At 49.4% G+C, this 17,847-nt stretch carries 14 protein-coding genes, 1 other RNA gene and 1 pseudogene; 13 read left to right on the top strand and 3 right to left on the bottom strand.

The genetic code is table 11. The features are described from left to right. Positions 1-70 precede the first annotated feature (70 nt). Together menI and WES_RS11435 are read right to left on the bottom strand one after the other, a co-directional pair. Positions 71-481 (bottom strand): 1,4-dihydroxy-2-naphthoyl-CoA hydrolase, encoded by a 411-nt coding sequence (menI, locus tag WES_RS11430; protein ID WP_000637978.1) that lies wholly within the window; start codon positions 479-481, stop codon positions 71-73. Further along, positions 478-3,534, bottom strand: a complete 3,057-nt coding sequence (locus WES_RS11435) for a D-2-hydroxyglutarate dehydrogenase YdiJ (RefSeq protein WP_016158181.1) — start codon at positions 3,532-3,534, stop codon at positions 478-480. The genes menI and WES_RS11435 overlap by 4 nt, the downstream gene beginning before the upstream one ends. Before the next feature lie 388 nt (positions 3,535-3,922). Between WES_RS11435 and ydiK the strand changes: the two genes are divergently transcribed. The 9 genes and pseudogenes from ydiK (at position 3,923) to WES_RS11475 (ending at position 13,189) form a co-directional block, all read left to right on the top strand. Continuing rightward, on the top strand, positions 3,923-5,035 hold the full coding sequence (gene ydiK / locus WES_RS11440) for an AI-2E family transporter YdiK (protein ID WP_000248654.1): 1,113 nt from the start codon (positions 3,923-3,925) through the stop codon (positions 5,033-5,035). Between the two features lie 186 nt (positions 5,036-5,221). Then, positions 5,222-5,329: antisense sRNA RprA (gene rprA, locus WES_RS22615), an RNA gene on the top strand. Positions 5,330-5,463: 134 nt separating this feature from the next. Then, the gene (locus WES_RS11445) at positions 5,464-5,820 is read left to right on the top strand and encodes a YdiL family protein (RefSeq protein WP_016158180.1); all 357 of its coding nucleotides are present in this window, start codon (positions 5,464-5,466) and stop codon (positions 5,818-5,820) included. A 99-nt stretch (positions 5,821-5,919) separates the two neighbouring features. Beyond that, positions 5,920-7,134 (top strand): MFS transporter, encoded by a 1,215-nt coding sequence (locus tag WES_RS11450; protein ID WP_016158179.1) that lies wholly within the window; start codon positions 5,920-5,922, stop codon positions 7,132-7,134. Positions 7,135-7,360: 226 nt separating this feature from the next. Beyond that, positions 7,361-8,615 (top strand): annotated as a pseudogene (locus tag WES_RS11455) (MFS transporter). Positions 8,616-8,626: 11 nt separating this feature from the next. After that, positions 8,627-9,493 (top strand): quinate/shikimate dehydrogenase, encoded by an 867-nt coding sequence (gene ydiB, locus WES_RS11460; protein WP_000383454.1) that lies wholly within the window; start codon positions 8,627-8,629, stop codon positions 9,491-9,493. Positions 9,494-9,523: 30 nt separating this feature from the next. After that, on the top strand, positions 9,524-10,282 hold the full coding sequence (gene aroD, locus WES_RS11465) for a type I 3-dehydroquinate dehydratase (RefSeq protein WP_000860205.1): 759 nt from the start codon (positions 9,524-9,526) through the stop codon (positions 10,280-10,282). A 146-nt stretch (positions 10,283-10,428) separates the two neighbouring features. Next, positions 10,429-12,024, top strand: a complete 1,596-nt coding sequence (locus WES_RS11470) for an acetyl-CoA--acetoacetyl-CoA transferase subunit alpha/beta (RefSeq protein WP_016158177.1) — start codon at positions 10,429-10,431, stop codon at positions 12,022-12,024. 13 nt (positions 12,025-12,037) lie between these two features. Further along, positions 12,038-13,189 carry an acyl-CoA dehydrogenase gene (locus tag WES_RS11475; RefSeq protein ID WP_000347839.1) on the top strand — a complete coding sequence of 384 codons (1,152 nt, stop codon included), beginning with the start codon at positions 12,038-12,040 and terminating at the stop codon, positions 13,187-13,189. 42 nt (positions 13,190-13,231) lie between these two features. Here WES_RS11475 and WES_RS11480 read toward each other — a convergent pair whose 3' ends face one another. Beyond that, positions 13,232-14,143: an AraC family transcriptional regulator gene (locus WES_RS11480; protein ID WP_000284822.1), complete on the bottom strand. Its 912-nt coding sequence runs from the start codon at positions 14,141-14,143 to the stop codon at positions 13,232-13,234. 314 nt (positions 14,144-14,457) lie between these two features. On the opposite strand from WES_RS11480, the gene WES_RS11485 reads away from it, so the two are divergent. The 4 genes from WES_RS11485 to WES_RS11500 are packed head-to-tail and all read left to right on the top strand — an operon-like array spanning position 14,458 to position 17,814. Further along, positions 14,458-15,222 (top strand): electron transfer flavoprotein, encoded by a 765-nt coding sequence (locus WES_RS11485; protein WP_016158174.1) that lies wholly within the window; start codon positions 14,458-14,460, stop codon positions 15,220-15,222. A 19-nt stretch (positions 15,223-15,241) separates the two neighbouring features. Further along, positions 15,242-16,180: an electron transfer flavoprotein subunit alpha gene (locus WES_RS11490; protein ID WP_016158173.1), complete on the top strand. Its 939-nt coding sequence runs from the start codon at positions 15,242-15,244 to the stop codon at positions 16,178-16,180. 54 nt (positions 16,181-16,234) lie between these two features. Then, complete coding sequence (locus tag WES_RS11495; protein ID WP_016158172.1) at positions 16,235-17,524, top strand: FAD-dependent oxidoreductase; 1,290 nt, start codon at positions 16,235-16,237, stop codon at positions 17,522-17,524. Beyond that, positions 17,521-17,814: a ferredoxin family protein gene (locus WES_RS11500; RefSeq protein WP_000081089.1), complete on the top strand. Its 294-nt coding sequence runs from the start codon at positions 17,521-17,523 to the stop codon at positions 17,812-17,814. Before WES_RS11495 ends, WES_RS11500 begins: the two co-directional genes overlap by 4 nt. Positions 17,815-17,847 lie beyond the last annotated feature (33 nt).

Below are 17,847 nucleotides of genomic sequence, written 5' to 3'. Positions count from 1 at the left end.
CAGTATACCACCGTTTACTGTGCAGATAATAACCAAAAGCAATATGCGTCACACTTTTCTGGTGACAACGTCACAAAATGGCGGTCGTCAATCGTGATGAACAGCACAAACGACCTTTCTCGTCGAAGATTTCAATCTGCCAGACCTGATGACGTGAACCAAGATGCAGCGGCTTGCAAACGCCGCGAACTCGCCCTTCTCGTGCCGAGCGAACATGGTTAGCATTGATTTCCAGACCAACGACTTTTTGCTCACCTTCGGTACATAAATAACCGGCAACGGAGCCAATACTTTCGGCCAGCACCACGGACGCACCGCCATGCAGCAGCCCGAAAGGCTGCTTTGTCCGCGAGTCTACCGGCATTGTCGCTTCCAGGGTGTCATCACCAATATGTTCAAAACGAATATCCAGCAACCCCACCATGTTTCCGTCACCCATGGCGTTCAGCGCCTCAAGAGTGATTTTACGTTTCCATATCATTTAATAATCTCCAGTAATGCCTGCACAGGATGGCGTACCCCCGTGCCTTCAACCCGTTTTACCTGACTACGGCAGGAATATCCGGTCGCCAGACAGCGATTTCGCGGCAGACGCTGCATCGCCTGATGCCAGGATAACTCATAGATCCCAAGCGAGTTTTTATGATTTTTCGCTTCATGTCCGTAAGTCCCCGCCATACCGCAACAACCCACACTGACATTTTCCAGCTTCGCGCCAAAACGGGCAAATATCGCGGCCCATTGTGCTGGCGCCCCCGGCAAGGCGGTGACTTCGGTACAGTGACCAAAGAAATACCATGGTTCACCGCTGACCGCAGCCACTGGCTGTGACTCAAGTGCGCTTGCCAGCCATTCATTCGCCAGCAGAACGTTAAACTCGCCGCGTTCCTTGCCGAGAGTGAGTTTGTATTCGTCGCGATAACAAAGAACCAGAGCTGGATCGACCCCCACCATTGGCATTCCCAGCTTCGCCATACGGTTGAGGAAATCCGCCGTCTTTTTCGCCGTCTTCGCAAAACGATTGAGGAATCCTTTGATGTGCTGGGCTTTACCATTCGGCGAGAATGGCAGTAACACAGGCTGGAAACCTAATTTTTCGATCAGACGGACAAAATCTGCCACCACTTGCGCATCGTAATAGCTGGTGAAAGGGTCTTGCACCACCAACACCGTGCGCGCTTTCTGCTCAACATTGAGAGCTTCAAGCTGTTCCAGCGTCATGTTTGCCGAGCGATGCCCCACCATTTGTTGTTGCAGCGAGGGAACTGACAACAGCGGCAAATCAACCATGCCGATGTGTTTTTTCGACAGTTTGCGCACCAGCGGCTGGTTAATGAAGAAGTTAAACGTCTTCGGCGCTCGCGCCATCAGCGGCGCATAACTTTCGACCGTCGCCACAAGATGGTCGCGCAGCGGGCGTAAATAACGGGTGTGATAGAGTTGCAGGAAACGAGAGCGGAACTCCGGCACGTCAATTTTGATGGGGCACTGGGTCGAACAGGCTTTACAGGCCAGACAGCCTGACATCGCCTCTTTCACTTCGTGGGAGAAGTCATATTCGCCTTTATTTGCGTGCCAGCTATTGCGCGTGCGGGCAATTAACGTCCGCAAACTGGCTCGCGATTCCGGCAGTTCTTGTTCCAGTTTTAGAGGATCAACGCCACGGTCAGCCAGCAAACGTAGCCATTCACGCACCAGTGTTGCGCGCCCTTTCGGTGAATGAATCCGGTTCTGGGTGATCTTCATCGACGGACACATGGGGCTGCGGGCATCAAAGTTGAAGCATAAACCGTTGCCGTTACATTCCATTGCTCCGCGCCACTGCTGACGTACCGCGATGGGGATCTGCCGGTCAAATGTACCGCGCTTCACCGCGTCCACTTTCATCATCGGTGCATCGAGACCTTCTGGCGGACAAATTTTCCCAGGGTTTAGTCGATTATGCGGGTCAAATGCCGCTTTAACTTTGCGCAGTTCTGCGAAAAGTTCCTCACCGAAAAACGCCGGGCTGTATTCGGCGCGAAAACCTTTACCGTGCTCGCCCCACAACAATCCACCATATTTCGCAGTCAACGCCACCACGTCATCAGAGATTTGCTTCATCAAAATCTCTTGTTGCGGATCGCACATATCCAGCGCCGGACGAACGTGCAAAACACCCGCATCGACGTGACCGAACATACCGTAGCTTAAGCCGTGGCTGTCGAGCAGCGCGCGAAATTCGGCTATATAATCCGCCAGATGTTCCGGCGGTACGCAGGTATCTTCGGCAAACGGAATGGGCTTGGCGGCGCCTTTTGCATTGCCAAGCAGGCCTACGGCTTTTTTACGCATCGCATAGATACGTTCAACGCCTGCCAGCTCGCGGCACACCTGCCAGCCAATGACGCCTGCTTGCTGACTAGCGATAAGTTCGTCCAGCCGCGCACAGAGTGCATTTACCCGCTCGTCAATCAGCGCCTCATCATCACCAGCAAATTCCACAATGTTCAGCCCGAGCATCTCTTTCTCGGGCACGTCAGTAATCAACTCGCTGACGGAATGCCAGACAATATCTTCCCGCGCCAGATTCAGCACTTTTGAGTCCACCGTCTCTACAGAAAGCGCCCGCGCCTCAACCATAAATGGCGCGTTACGCAGCGCGGAGTCAAAAGAGTCATATTTGACGTTCACCAGACGGCGCACTTTCGGCAAGCGAGTAATATCCAGTCGCGCTTCGGTAATAAAGGCCAGCGTCCCTTCTGAACCCGTCAGAATTCGCGTCAGGTCGAACTCAGTCATCTCATCGTTAAAGACATGACGCAGATCGTAACCGGTAAGAAAGCGGTTAAGTTTGGGGAATTTGTCGATGATTAACTGACGTTGCTGACGGCAGCGTTGATAAACCGTTTTATAGATACGCCCGATAGCGGTATTGGTTTTACCCAGCGTTTCTGCCAGTTCGACGGGTAAAGGTTGCGTATCGAGAATATCGCCCCCCAACAACACCGCCCGCACGCCGAGCACGTGATCTGACGTTTTGCCATAGACCAGCGAGCCCTGACCGGAAGCATCGGTATTGATCATCCCGCCGAGCGTTGCCCGGTTGCTGGTTGAAAGTTCCGGTGCAAAAAAGTAGCCAAATGGTTTCAGATACTGATTCAGTTGGTCTTTAATTACCCCCGCTTCAACGCGCACCCAGCCCTCTTCAGGGTTAATTTCAATGATGCGATTCATATGACGGGACATATCAACAATAATCCCCTGGTTGAGCGCCTGACCGTTAGTGCCGGTGCCGCCACCGCGCGGGGTGAAGATCAGCGATGAATAGCGTTCTTGCGCAGCCAGACGAGCGATTAATGCCACATCTGCGGTCGAACGCGGAAATACCACTGCATCGGGGAGAAGTTGGTAAATACTGTTGTCGGTCGACATTGTCAGACGATCGGCATAACTTGTCGCCGTATCGCCGGTAAACCCCTGTTGCTCCAGCTCTTGCAAAAAATTAAGCACCAGTTGAACGACGCCGGGTGCCTGAGAAATCTGTGGAATCATTATATTGACCCTTTCCTGCGGTCTGTGATGTAGGTCGATACACAGTTCTTTCAGGCTGCTGCAATAGCGCACTGAAAGGTGATGTGTGTTTACTCTATGGATTTCGAGTTGCGGGAAGGCGGCAAGCGAGTGAACGCCAGGAGCTTACAAAAGTAAGTGACTGGGGTGAACGAACGTAGCCGCAGCACATGCAACTTGAAATACGACGAGTAAACCGTTTGCGTGTTGCCTGAATTGTTGTACCACATTTTTTTCTTACACGCCCATCAGAATTAAGGGCAGAATCGGCCTGTTAAAAACCGCTGAAATTGCTCATCATTATGCAGGTGAGTTTCGCGTGTTCACGTCGCGTCGACGATTTGACGCACAAAAAAGGTGAAAAGTAGTTATGGTAAATGTTCGTCAGCCCAGGGATGTCGCACAAATTCTGCTTTCGGTGCTGTTTTTAGCCATCATGATTGTGGCATGTCTGTGGATTGTTCAACCCTTCGTTCTCGGCTTTGCGTGGGCCGGTACGGTGGTGATCGCTACCTGGCCGGTATTGTTACGCTTGCAAAAGATCATGTTTGGTCGCCGTTCGCTCGCCGTTCTGGTGATGACGCTGTTATTAGTGATGGTGTTTATCATCCCTATTGCCTTATTGGTTAACAGTATCGTCGATGGCAGTGGGCCGTTGATTAAAGCCATTTCCAGCGGCGACATGACGTTACCCGATCTGGCGTGGCTTAATACCATTCCGGTGATTGGCGCGAAGCTGTATGCAGGCTGGCACAATTTGCTGGATATGGGGGGGACGGCGATCATGGCGAAAGTCCGTCCTTATATCGGCACCACCACCACCTGGTTTGTTGGGCAGGCGGCGCATATCGGGCGATTTATGGTGCATTGTGCGCTCATGCTTCTCTTCAGCGCCCTGCTGTACTGGCGCGGTGAACAGGTAGCGCAAGGCATTCGCCATTTTGCAACTCGTCTGGCAGGCGTTCGCGGTGATGCCGCAGTCCTGCTGGCGGCGCAGGCTATCCGTGCGGTGGCGCTGGGCGTGGTGGTAACGGCGTTGGTGCAGGCGGTTCTTGGCGGTATCGGTTTGGCGGTATCCGGCGTTCCTTACGCAACGCTGCTGACGGTGTTAATGATCCTCTCCTGCCTTGTCCAGCTTGGCCCGCTGCCGGTGTTGATTCCGGCGATTATCTGGCTCTACTGGACCGGTGATACCACCTGGGGCACGGTATTGCTGGTGTGGAGTGGTGTGGTTGGCACACTGGATAACGTGATTCGCCCGATGTTAATTCGCATGGGTGCCGATTTACCGCTGATCCTGATCCTCTCCGGTGTTATCGGTGGTTTGATTGCCTTCGGGATGATCGGTCTGTTTATTGGTCCGGTTCTGTTAGCCGTTTCCTGGCGTCTGTTTGCCGCGTGGGTGGAAGAAGTCCCGCCACCGACTGACCAGCCGGAAGAAATTCTCGAAGAACTGGGCGAAATAGAAAAGCCGAATAAGTAACTCTCTCATCAGGCGGCTCTGCCGCCTGATTGTTAACCATCGCTAATTGATATTTCATTTCTCAACCTCGTATTTCCCTGCTTACCCCCATTCAGCTGGTAGTACCTGTCGCAAATTCTTTACAGTTTTTAAACTAATGAGACGAATCTGATCGACGCAAAAAGTCCGTATGCCTACTATTAGCTCACGGTTATAAATCAACATATTGATTTATAAGTATGGAAATCCCCTGAGTGAAACAACGAATTGCTGTGTGTAGTCTTTGCCCATCTCCCACGATGGGCTTTTTTTTAACATTTTTCCGTTTACTTATCTCGCCATTCATTCTTTCCAATAATGTTGCACAAGATACTGTGACTCTCTTCAAGCCGTTAGCAGGCTGATAATGTTATTTATATTTTATTCTATTTTTGATGCAGCGATTACCTATGAACGCTTATGAACTCCAGGCACTACGCCATATTTTTGCCATGACTGTTGATGAATGCGCGACCTGGATTGCCCAGACAGGTGACAGCGAAAGCTGGCGGCACTGGGAAAATGGCAAAAACGCCATTCCTGATAGCGTCGTTGAAAAATTGCTGGCTATGCGTCAGCAAAGAAAAAAACATCTTCACGCCATCATAGAGAAAATAAATAACCGCATCGGCAATAACACCATGCGCTTCTTCCCTGATTTAACCGCGTTTCAACGTGTCTACCCTGACGGCGATTTTATTGACTGGAAGATTTATCAATCAGTAGCCGCTGAGTTATATGCGCACAATCTTGAGCGTCTTTGTTGATATTTTAACGGGAATCAATAGCCATTATTACAAGAATAATGACCGGATATTGACGCAATATCGTCACATTTTTTAAAGCAAAGTTGCTAAGTGGATCTTATGAAAAGTCCCTATCTCCCTACCGCGCTGGGGTTGTATTTCAATTACCTGGTACATGGTATGGGCGTCATTTTGATGACTCTGAATATGGCCTCGCTGGAGACGCTTTGGCATACCAATGCGGCAGGTGTCTCGATTGTTATCTCATCATTAGGCATTGGCCGATTAAGCGTCCTGTTTCTTTCTGGCTTATTATCCGATCGCTTCGGTCGACGACCGTTTATCATTCTCGGTATGTGCTGCTATATCGCCTTCTTTTTTGGCATCCTGCACACCAATAACATTATTATCGCTTATGTTTTTGGTTTTCTGGCCGGAATGGCAAACAGTTTTCTCGATGCAGGCACTTATCCCAGCCTGATGGAAGCCTTTCCTCATTCGCCGGGTACAGCCAATATTTTAATTAAAGCCTTTGTTTCCAGCGGGCAATTTTTATTGCCGCTAATCATCAGTCTGTTAGTGTGGGCCGAACTGTGGTTTGGTTGGTCTTTTATGATTGCCGCAGGCTTTATGATTATTAACGGTCTGTTTTTATACCGCTGTACATTTCCACCGCATCCGGGTCGTTGCTTACCGGCAGTAAATAAAACAACCACTTCTGCGAGGCATCGCTGCTCAATAATCGATTTAGCCAGTTATACCTTATATGGCTATATCTCAATGGCAACGTTTTATCTGGTCAGCCAGTGGCTGGCACAATACGGGCAATTTGTCGCTGGCATGTCATACACAATGTCGATCAAATTACTCAGCATCTACACCGTGGGATCGCTGCTTTGCGTATTTATTAGTGCACCGCTCATTCGTAAAGCGATTCACCCGACAACATTGTTGATGCTATACACTTTTATCTCATTTATTGCCCTGCTCACCGTTTGCCTGTATCCCATATTTTATGTGGTAATAACATTCGCTTTCGTTATTGGTTTTACCTCTGCTGGAGGCGTTGTACAAATTGGCCTGACGTTAATGGCTGAACGTTTTCCCTACGCTAAAGGTAAAGCTACGGGGATTTATTACAGTGCGGGAAGTATTGCGACCTTTACCATTCCGTTGATTACGGCTCATCTATCACAAAGAAGTATTGCCGATATTATGTGGTTCGATACCGCCATCGCTGCCGTCGGATTTTTACTGGCGCTGTTTATTGGCTTACGCAGCCACAAGGAAACACAACATCCATCGCTAAAAGAAAATGTCGCTACGGATGGGTAATGCAATATTCTTTTCAGGACATGCAAGATCTTACGGATAAATTAATCTTTCTGCGCCAATTAAGGAAAATCACGTTCCAAAACAAACTATCTCATGCAATATACCTGGAAACATAAACTTTATGCCATGTATCCGGGGAAAATCATCTTCAGTATAGTGATTATGAAAACCGTCGAAGAACAATACGTACGGTAACAAAATTATCTTTCAGCAAGGAGCTGTGAAAATGTCTCAAAATAAGGCTTTCAGCACGCCATTTATCCTGGCTGTTCTTTGTATTTACTTCAGCTATTTTCTGCACGGCATTAGTGTTATTACACTTGCACAGAACATGTCATCTCTGGCAGAAAAATTTTCGACTGACAACGCGGGTATTGCTTATTTAATTTCCGGTATTGGCCTGGGTCGCCTGATCAGTATTTTATTCTTCGGTGTGATCTCCGACAAATTTGGTCGGCGAGCGGTAATATTAATGGCAGTCGCCATGTATCTGTTGTTCTTCTTTGGTATTCCCGCTTGCCCGAATTTAACTCTCGCTTACTGTCTGGCAGTGTGCGTAGGTATCGCTAACTCGGCGCTGGATACCGGTGGTTACCCGGCGTTAATGGAATGCTTTCCGAAAGCCTCCGGGTCGGCGGTAATACTGGTTAAAGCAATGGTGTCATTCGGGCAAATGTTCTATCCAATGCTGGTGAGTTATATGCTGCTGAATAACATCTGGTACGGCTATGGGCTGATTATTCCGGGCATCCTGTTTGTACTGATCACGCTAATGCTGTTGAAAAGCAAATTCCCCAGCCAATTGGTGGATGCCAGCGTTGCTAATGAATTACCGCAAATGAACAGTAAACCGTTAGTCTGGCTGGAAGGTGTTTCATCGGTACTGTTCGGTGTCGCCGCATTCTCGACCTTTTATGTGATTGTGGTGTGGATGCCAAAATATGCAATGGCATTTGCTGGAATGTCGGAAGCCGAGGCATTAAAAACCGTCTCTTATTACAGTATGGGTTCGCTGGTCTGCGTCTTTATTTTTGCCGCGCTACTGAAAAAAATAGTACGCCCCATCTGGGCTAACGTATTTAACTCTGCACTGGCAACGGTAACTGCCGCCATTATCTATCTCTACCCTTCCCCGCTAGTGTGTAATGCCGGAGCCTTTGTTATCGGTTTCTCAGCGGCTGGCGGCATTTTACAACTCGGCGTTTCGGTCATGTCGGAGTTTTTCCCCAAAAGCAAAGCTAAAGTCACCAGTATTTATATGATGATGGGAGGTCTGGCTAACTTTATTATTCCACTGATTACCGGTTATCTGTCAAATATCGGACTGCAATATATCATCGTTCTCGATTTTACTTTCGCGCTGCTGGCTCTGATTACCGCGATTATTGTTTTCATTCGCTATTACCGCGTGTTTATTATTCCCCAAAATGATATCCGGTTAGGTGAGCGTTATTTTAAACACAATTAAGCACAGAGGTTAAAGGAGTTAATTATGGATGTTACTGCTAAATACGAATTGATTGGGCTGATGGCCTATCCTATCCGCCACAGTTTATCGCCTGAAATGCAAAATAAAGCCTTAGAAAAAGCAGGATTACCATTTACCTATATGGCCTTTGAGGTGGATAACGATAGCTTTGCCGGAGCAATTGAAGGATTAAAAGCCTTAAAAATGCGCGGCACTGGTGTGTCGATGCCGAACAAACAACTGGCGTGTGAATATGTTGATGAATTAACGCCTGCGGCGAAACTGGTGGGTGCCATCAATACCATCGTAAATGATAACGGCTACCTGCGCGGCTATAACACCGACGGCACAGGCCATATTCGCGCCATTAAAGAGAGCGGTTTTGATATCAAAGGCAAAACGATGGTGCTGTTAGGTGCCGGTGGCGCCTCAACGGCAATTGGCGCGCAGGGGGCGATTGAAGGGTTAAAAGAAATTAAACTCTTTAACCGTCGGGATGAGTTTTTTGATAAAGCCCTCGCCTTCGCGCAACGGGTCAACGAAAACACCGATTGCGTCGTCACAGTTACGGATCTCGCCGATCAGCAGGCCTTTGCCGAGGCGCTGGCTTCTGCTGACATTTTAACCAACGGCACCAAAGTGGGTATGAAACCCCTTGAGAATGAATCATTAGTTAATGATATCAGCTTGTTACATCCAGGACTTCTGGTCACTGAATGCGTATATAACCCGCATATGACGAAGTTATTGCAGCAGGCGCAACAAGCGGGTTGCAAAACGATTGATGGATACGGCATGTTGTTGTGGCAAGGGGCTGAACAGTTCACGTTATGGACTGGCAAAGATTTCCCTCTGGAATATGTTAAACAGGTCATGGGGTTCGGCGCCTGACAGGCTGACCGCGTGCAGAAAGGGTAAGAAATGAAAACCGTAACTGTAAAAGATCTCGTCATTGGCACGGGCGCACCAAAAATCATCGTCTCGCTGATGGCGAAAGATATCGCCAGCGTGAAGTCTGAAGCTCTCGTCTATCGTGAAGCAGACTTTGATATTCTGGAGTGGCGCGTGGACCACTTTGCCGACCTCTCCTGCGTAGAGTCGGTCATGGCAGCGGCAAAAGCTATCCGCGAGGTAATGCCAGAAAAACCACTGCTGTTTACCTTCCGCAGTGCCAAAGAAGGCGGCGAGCAGGCGATTTCCACCGAGGCTTATATTGCACTCAATCGCGCAGCCATCGACAGTGGTCTGGTCGATATGATCGATCTGGAGTTATTTACCGGCGATGATCAGGTTAAAGAAACCGTCGCCTACGCCCATGCGCATGATGTGAAAGTTGTCATGTCCAACCATGACTTTCATAAAACACCGGAGGCCGAAGAAATCATCGCCCGTCTGCGCAAAATGCAGTCCTTCGACGCTGATATTCCCAAAATTGCGCTGATGCCACAAAGCACCAGCGATGTGCTGACGTTACTTGCCGCGACTCTGGAGATGCAGGAACAGTATGCCGATCGTCCAATCATTACCATGTCGATGGCAAAAACTGGCGTAATTTCCCGTCTGGCGGGTGAAGTTTTCGGTTCGGCGGCAACCTTTGGCGCAGTAAAAAAAGCCTCTGCCCCTGGGCAAATATCAGTGAATGATTTGCGCACAGTATTAACTATTTTGCATCAGGCATAATCAATAACATTCCGGCGGGAACACCCTCACCCGCCGAAATAAAAACAAGTGTTTTAAGAGTATTTAATAAAAATATTCCGTGGATACCTGCGCGCTATTTTTTCTGGCTGACGCAGGGAAATTCACACCTGAATCAGGAAAAAATAATGAAACCTGTAAAACCACCTCGTATTAATGGACGAGTGCCGGTCCTGTCGGCACAGGAAGCAGTGAATTATATTCCCGACGAAGCAACGCTTTGTGTATTAGGCGCTGGCGGCGGTATTCTGGAAGCCACCACATTAATTACTGCTCTTGCTGATAAATATAAACAGACTCAAACGCCACGTAATTTATCAATTATTAGCCCTACAGGGCTTGGTGATCGCGCCGACCGTGGTATTAGTCCGCTGGCGCAAGAAGGTCTGGTGAAATGGGCATTATGCGGACACTGGGGACAATCGCCGCGTATTTCTGACCTTGCAGAACAAAATAAAATTATTGCTTATAACTATCCACAAGGCGTACTTACACAAACCTTACGTGCTGCTGCTGCCCACCAGCCTGGTATTATTAGTGATATTGGTATCGGTACGTTCGTTGACCCTCGCCAACAAGGCGGCAAACTGAATGAAGTAACCAAAGAAGACCTGATTAAACTGGTCGAGTTTGATAATAAAGAATATCTCTATTACAAAGCGATTGCGCCGGATATCGCCTTTATTCGCGCCACCACCTGCGACAGCGAAGGCTATGCCACCTTTGAAGATGAAGTGATGTATCTCGACGCGCTGGTCATTGCTCAGGCGGTGCACAATAACGGCGGTATCGTAATGATGCAGGTGCAGAAAATGGTTAAGAAAGCCACGCTGCATCCGAAGGCGGTGCGTATTCCGGGCTACCTGGTAGATATTGTCGTTGTCGATCCGGATCAAACCCAGTTGTATGGCGGCGCACCAGTTAACCGTTTTATTTCTGGCGACTTCACCCTTGATGACAGTACCAAACTTAGTCTGCCGCTTAATCAGCGTAAATTAGTTGCACGGCGCGCACTATACGAAATGCGTAAAGGTGCGGTCGGTAATGTCGGCGTCGGTATTGCCGATGGCATTGGTCTGGTCGCCCGGGAAGAAGGATGTGCTGATGACTTTATTCTGACTGTGGAAACGGGTCCGATTGGCGGTATTACCTCGCAAGGTATCGCCTTTGGCGCAAATGTTAATACCCGCGCCATTCTGGATATGACGTCCCAGTTCGATTTTTACCACGGCGGTGGTCTGGATGTTTGTTATTTGAGTTTTGCCGAAGTCGACCAGTACGGTAACGTCGGCGTACATAAATTCAATGGCAAAATCATGGGCACCGGCGGATTTATTGATATCAGCGCCACCTCGAAGAAAATTATTTTCTGTGGCACGTTAACCGCAGGAAGTTTAAAAACAGAAATTTCCGACGGTAAATTAAATATCGTTCAGGAAGGACGGGTGAAGAAATTTATCCGTGAACTACCGGAAATCACGTTTAGTGGAAAAATTGCTCTCGAACGGGGACTTGATGTTCGTTATATCACTGAACGCGCCGTATTCACGCTGAAAGAAGATGGTCTGCATTTAATCGAAATCGCTCCCGGTGTCGATTTACAAAAAGATATTCTCGACAAAATGGATTTCACCCCGGTTATTTCGCCAGAACTCAAACTAATGGACGAAAGATTATTTATCGATGCGGCGATGGGTTTTGTCCTGCCTGAAGCGGCTCATTAACAGGAGTATAACAATGGATTTTTCTTTAACCGAAGAACAAGAACTGCTGTTGGCCAGTATTCGCGAGTTGATTACGACTAACTTCCCGGAAGAGTATTTCCGCACCTGTGATCAAAACGGTACATACCCGCGCGAGTTTATGCGGGCGCTGGCGGATAACGGTATTTCCATGCTTGGCGTGCCGGAAGAATTTGGCGGTATCCCTGCGGATTACGTCACCCAAATGTTGGCGCTGATGGAAGTGTCAAAATGCGGTGCTCCGGCGTTTTTGATTACCAACGGTCAGTGTATTCACAGTATGCGCCGCTTCGGTTCTGCAGAGCAGCTACGTAAAACGGCAGAAAGCACCCTGGAAACGGGTGATCCCGCCTATGCCCTGGCATTGACGGAACCGGGCGCTGGCTCAGACAACAACAGCGCCACCACCACTTACACGCGTAAAAATGGCAAGGTTTATATCAACGGACAGAAAACCTTTATTACCGGCGCGAAAGAGTATCCGTACATGCTGGTGCTGGCGCGCGATCCGCAACCGAAAGATCCGAAAAAAGCCTTCACCCTGTGGTGGGTCGACTCCGGTAAGCCTGGTATTAAGATCAACCCACTGCATAAAATCGGCTGGCATATGCTCAGCACCTGCGAAGTTTATCTCGACAACGTAGAGGTTGAAGAGAGCGACATGGTGGGCGAAGAAGGAATGGGCTTCCTCAATGTGATGTACAACTTTGAGATGGAGCGCCTGATCAACGCCGCACGCAGCACCGGCTTTGCCGAATGCGCCTTCGAAGATGCAGCCCGCTATGCCAACCAGCGTATCGCTTTTGGTAAGCCGATTGGGCATAACCAGATGATCCAGGAAAAACTGGCGCTGATGGCGATTAAGATCGACAACATGCGCAACATGGTGCTGAAAGTGGCATGGCAAGCTGACCAGCATCAGTCACTGCGCACCAGCGCGGCGCTGGCAAAACTGTACTGCGCACGTACCGCGATGGAAGTTATTGATGATGCGATTCAAATCATGGGCGGTCTGGGCTATACCGATGAAGCGCGCGTTTCCCGCTTCTGGCGTGATGTCCGCTGTGAACGTATCGGCGGCGGTACAGACGAAATTATGATTTACGTGGCAGGTCGGCAGATCCTGAAAGATTATCAGAACAAATAATCTGCAGGCGGCGCAGCTTCTTGCAAAACTGCGCCGCCAGATTTATCCGGCAAGACTTACGGGTTGAGGAAATTCAGAAAAGGTCTCTTGTTCCGCAAAACAGTTTTTAAATTGCCTGCGGTAATCACTGGGCGAACAGCCGACATGGCGCAAAAACAGTTTGGCGAAGTGATCGACATTTTCATAACCCACACGCCAGGAGATCTCTGCCTGTGATAAATCAGTATTAGTCAGCAGCCATTTTGCTTCCGTCATACGCCGTTGAATAACATAATTAATAGGGGAAATTCGATATTCTTTAGTAAATTCATGACAAATATAGCTGACGCTGGCACGAAACTTTTTCGATAACTGTTCCAGGGTGATTTTTTCGCGATAGTTATTATTCAGGTAGAAGAGAATATCTTTTATCAGAACATCTTTTTTAATATACCCCTGCTCCGAACGATACGCATTTTTAAAATTTTCGTAGTAAAGAATTGCTAATGTATAGGCAAATGCGTCCCATAACGAAGATATCTGACTATTTTTACTTTGCGGCAAAATCACGCTTAACTCATTAAATAAGGTTTTAATGACCTCTTTTCCCTGCCCTGCGGCAATTACCGGACATGAATGCGGTTGCAGAAGCTGGTTTTCCTCTGCCCCCTGAAACTGAAAACCGTACAGCGCACAGGTACAGGTCGTTGCTGGATCGTTGACATCAGAAGCCACCGCATGAAGTCTGCCGCGTTCTATCACCACAATGTCATCGGCATGGGCTACATATAACGAGGAGTCAATGGTAAACCTTGCCACCCCTTTCTTGACATAAATCAGCTCAGTTTCATTGTCATGAACGTGATGTCCAGACTCCCATTTGGGATCATCGCTAAATGCAAAACGTGAAAGCCGTGGCGTTTTTCCAGAGACAAACAGCGTTTCGCTGGCATTATCAAAACAGCGTTGATACATGACAACCTCCCTATCCATGAGCAAGCAAAAGCAATATATGCCGGATAAAATACGGCGTGTATTGCGGTTATACAACCGCGTTTAGCGAGAGCTAAACAAGATTATTTAAACCGAATGCAAGATTGTACGGTCATGGCATAACAATATTGCCGCTAACTGCACTTTTGTTTTAGCGATCGCATTTTTTTTGCAAGATTGTTGGCAAGGAAAACAGCTTGCTCCGTCGAAAACCCCGCACCGCTATCGCACACTATTTTCAGGCCATTTTTACCTTCCATCGGAGATGGTTCCGTATGCGACCCACAGGAGAAATCATGAAAATAATAACCTGCTTTAAGCTGGTGCCTGAAGAACAGGACATTGTTGTCACTCCCGAATACACCCTTAATTTCGACAATGCCGACGCCAAAATCAGCCAGTTCGATCTCAATGCTATTGAAGCCGCAAGCCAGCTCGCGACAGATGATGATGAGATATCCGCACTGACGGTTGGCGGTTCGTTATTGCAGAACTCGAAGGTGCGCAAAGACGTGTTATCACGCGGGCCACACAGCCTGTATATGGTGCAGGATGCCCAACTTGAACACGCGCTGCCCGTCGATACCGCAAAGGCGCTGGCAACCGCAGCAGAAAAAATCGGCTTTGATTTACTGCTCTTTGGTGAAGGTTCTGGCGATCTCTATGCCCAGCAGGTCGGTCTGCTGGTAGGGGAAATCTTGCAACTTCCGGTGATTAATGCAGTGAGTGCCATTGCGCGTCAGGGCGATACACTGGTGGTTGAACGCACTCTCGAAGAAGAAGTTGAGGTTATTGCACTCTCGCTTCCCGCCGTACTTTGCGTCACGTCTGATATCAACGTTCCACGTATCCCCTCCATGAAAGCCATTCTCGGTGCAGGCAAAAAACCGGTGAACCAGTGGCAGGCGAGTGATATCGGCTGGAGCCAGAGCGCGCCACTTGCTGAACTGACCGGCATTCGCGTACCGCCACAAACAGAACGTAAACACATCATTCTCGATAACGATTCGCCGGAAGCGATTGCCGAGCTGGCGGAACACCTGAAGAAAGCCCTGAACTAAAGCCTACGGAGAAGAAACGATGAGTCAATTAAACAACGTCTGGGTCTTTAGCGATAATCCTGAACGTTATGCCGAACTGTTTGGCGGTGCGCAGCAATGGGGACAACAGGTGTATGCCATTGTGCAAAATGCCGACCAGGCGCAGGCGGTTATGCCTTATGGTCCAAAATGTATTTATGTTCTTGGGCAAAACGATGCGCTGCAACGCACTGAAAATTACGCTGAAAGCATTGCTGCCCTACTTAAAGATAAACACCCCGCTATGTTGCTAATGGCCGCGACGAAACGCGGTAAAGCTCTGGCAGCACGGTTAAGTGTGCAACTGAATGCGGCGCTGGTAAACGATGCCACAGCAGTGGATGTTGTCGATGGCGACATTTGCGCCGAGCACCGTATGTATGGCGGGTTAGCGTTCGCTCAGGAAAAAATCACCAGCCCGCTGGCGATAATTACCCTTGCGCCCGGTGTTCAGGAACCGTGCACGAGCAATGCTTCTCATCAATGCCCGATTGAAACGGTGCCTTACGTTGCCCCGCGTCATGAAATTCTCTGTCGCGAACGCCGCGCTAAAGCGGCAAGCAGTGTGGATCTGAGTAAAGCGAAACGCGTGGTCGGCGTCGGGCGTGGTCTGGCGGCTCAGGATGATCTGAAAATGGTTCACGAACTGGCGGCGGCGCTGAATGCTGAAGTCGGCTGCTCACGCCCGATTGCCGAAGGCGAGAACTGGATGGAACGTGAACGTTATATCGGCGTCTCCGGCGTGTTGCTGAAATCCGATCTCTACCTGACGCTGGGGATTTCCGGGCAGATCCAGCATATGGTCGGCGGCAACGGCGCAAAAGTGATTGTCGCCATCAATAAAGATAAAAACGCGCCAATCTTTAACTATGCCGACTACGGTCTGGTGGGCGATATCTACAACGTCGTCCCTGCCCTGATTAGCCATTTGAATCGCTAATTCCTTTTCAACCACATCTCCCGCTGTTAACGCAGCGGGAAGGGAGCATAACGCATGTCGGATGACAAATTTGATGCCATTGTGGTCGGTGCGGGCGTTGCCGGTAGCGTTGCCGCACTGGTGATGGCGCGAGCCGGACTGGATGTCCTGGTGATAGAACGCGGTGACAGCGCCGGATGCAAGAATATGACTGGCGGGCGTCTTTATGCCCACACGCTTGAGGCTATTATTCCCGGCTTTGCTGCATCTGCACCAGTTGAACGCAAGGTCACACGCGAGAAAATCTCCTTCTTAACCGAAGAGAGCGCCGTTACCCTCGATTTTCACCGTGAGCAACCGGATGCCCCGCAGCAAGCGTCTTATACCGTATTGCGCAACCGCCTCGATCCGTGGCTGATGGAACAAGCAGAACAGGCGGGTGCGCAGTTTATCCCGGGCGTTCGCGTCGATGCGCTGGTTCGTGAAGGAAACAAGGTCACTGGCGTCCAGGCCGGGGATGATATTCTCGAAGCGAATGTGGTGATTCTGGCTGATGGCGTTAACTCAATTCTTGGTCGTTCGCTGGGAATGGTTCCCGCCTCCGATCCGCATCATTACGCTGTTGGTGTTAAAGAGGTCATTGGCCTCACGCCAGAACAAATCAACGATCGCTTTAACGTTACCGACAATGAAGGCGCCGCCTGGCTGTTTGCCGGTTCTCCTTCTGACGGATTAATGGGCGGCGGATTCCTTTATACCAATCACGACTCCGTATCGTTGGGTCTGGTCTGCGGATTGGGTGATATCGCCCATGCGCAAAAAAGCGTGCCGCAAATGCTGGAAGATTTTAAACAGCACCCCGCCATACGCCCGCTAATTAGCGGTGGCAAACTGCTTGAATATTCCGCGCATATGGTGCCGGAAGGTGGTCTGGCGATGGTGCCGCAACTGGTTAACGATGGTGTGATGATCGTCGGTGACGCCGCCGGTTTCTGCCTCAATCTGGGCTTTACGGTTCGCGGAATGGATTTAGCCATCGCGTCGGCACAGGCTGCAGCCACAACGGTGATTGCCGCCAAAGAACGCGCGGATTTCTCCACCAGCAGTCTGGCACAATACAAACGTGAGCTGGAACAGAGTTGCGTCATGCGCGATATGCAGCATTTTCGCAAAATCCCGGCGCTGATGGAAAACCCGCGCCTGTTTAGCCAATACCCGCGCATGGTCGCCGACATCATGAACGATATGTTCACCATCGACGGCAAACCTAACCAGCCGGTGCGCAAGATGATCATGGGACATGCGAAGAAAATCGGGCTGATCAACTTGCTCAAAGATGGCATTAAGGGAACAACCGCACTATGAGCCAGAATGCTACGGTTAATGTTGAGGTCAAATTAGGCGTCAATAAATTCCATGTTGATGAGGGACATCCGCACATCATTCTGGCGGCAAACCCTGATATCAATGAATTTCGTAAATTAATGAAAGCCTGCCCGGCCGGACTTTATAAACAGGATGAGGCGGGAAATATTCATTTTGATTCTGCCGGTTGTCTCGAATGCGGAACCTGTCGGGTGCTTTGCGGCAACACTATCCTCGAACAATGGCAATACCCTGCTGGCACTTTCGGTATTGATTTCCGCTACGGTTAATCACGCATCCCACAGGCCCGCACATCGGGCCTG

Source organism: Escherichia sp. KTE31 (assembly GCF_000407925.1).
GTDB lineage: Bacteria > Pseudomonadota > Gammaproteobacteria > Enterobacterales > Enterobacteriaceae > Escherichia > Escherichia ruysiae.
The sequence above is the reverse complement of the archived record's forward strand: the minus strand, read 5'-3'. Positions and strand labels throughout refer to the sequence as shown.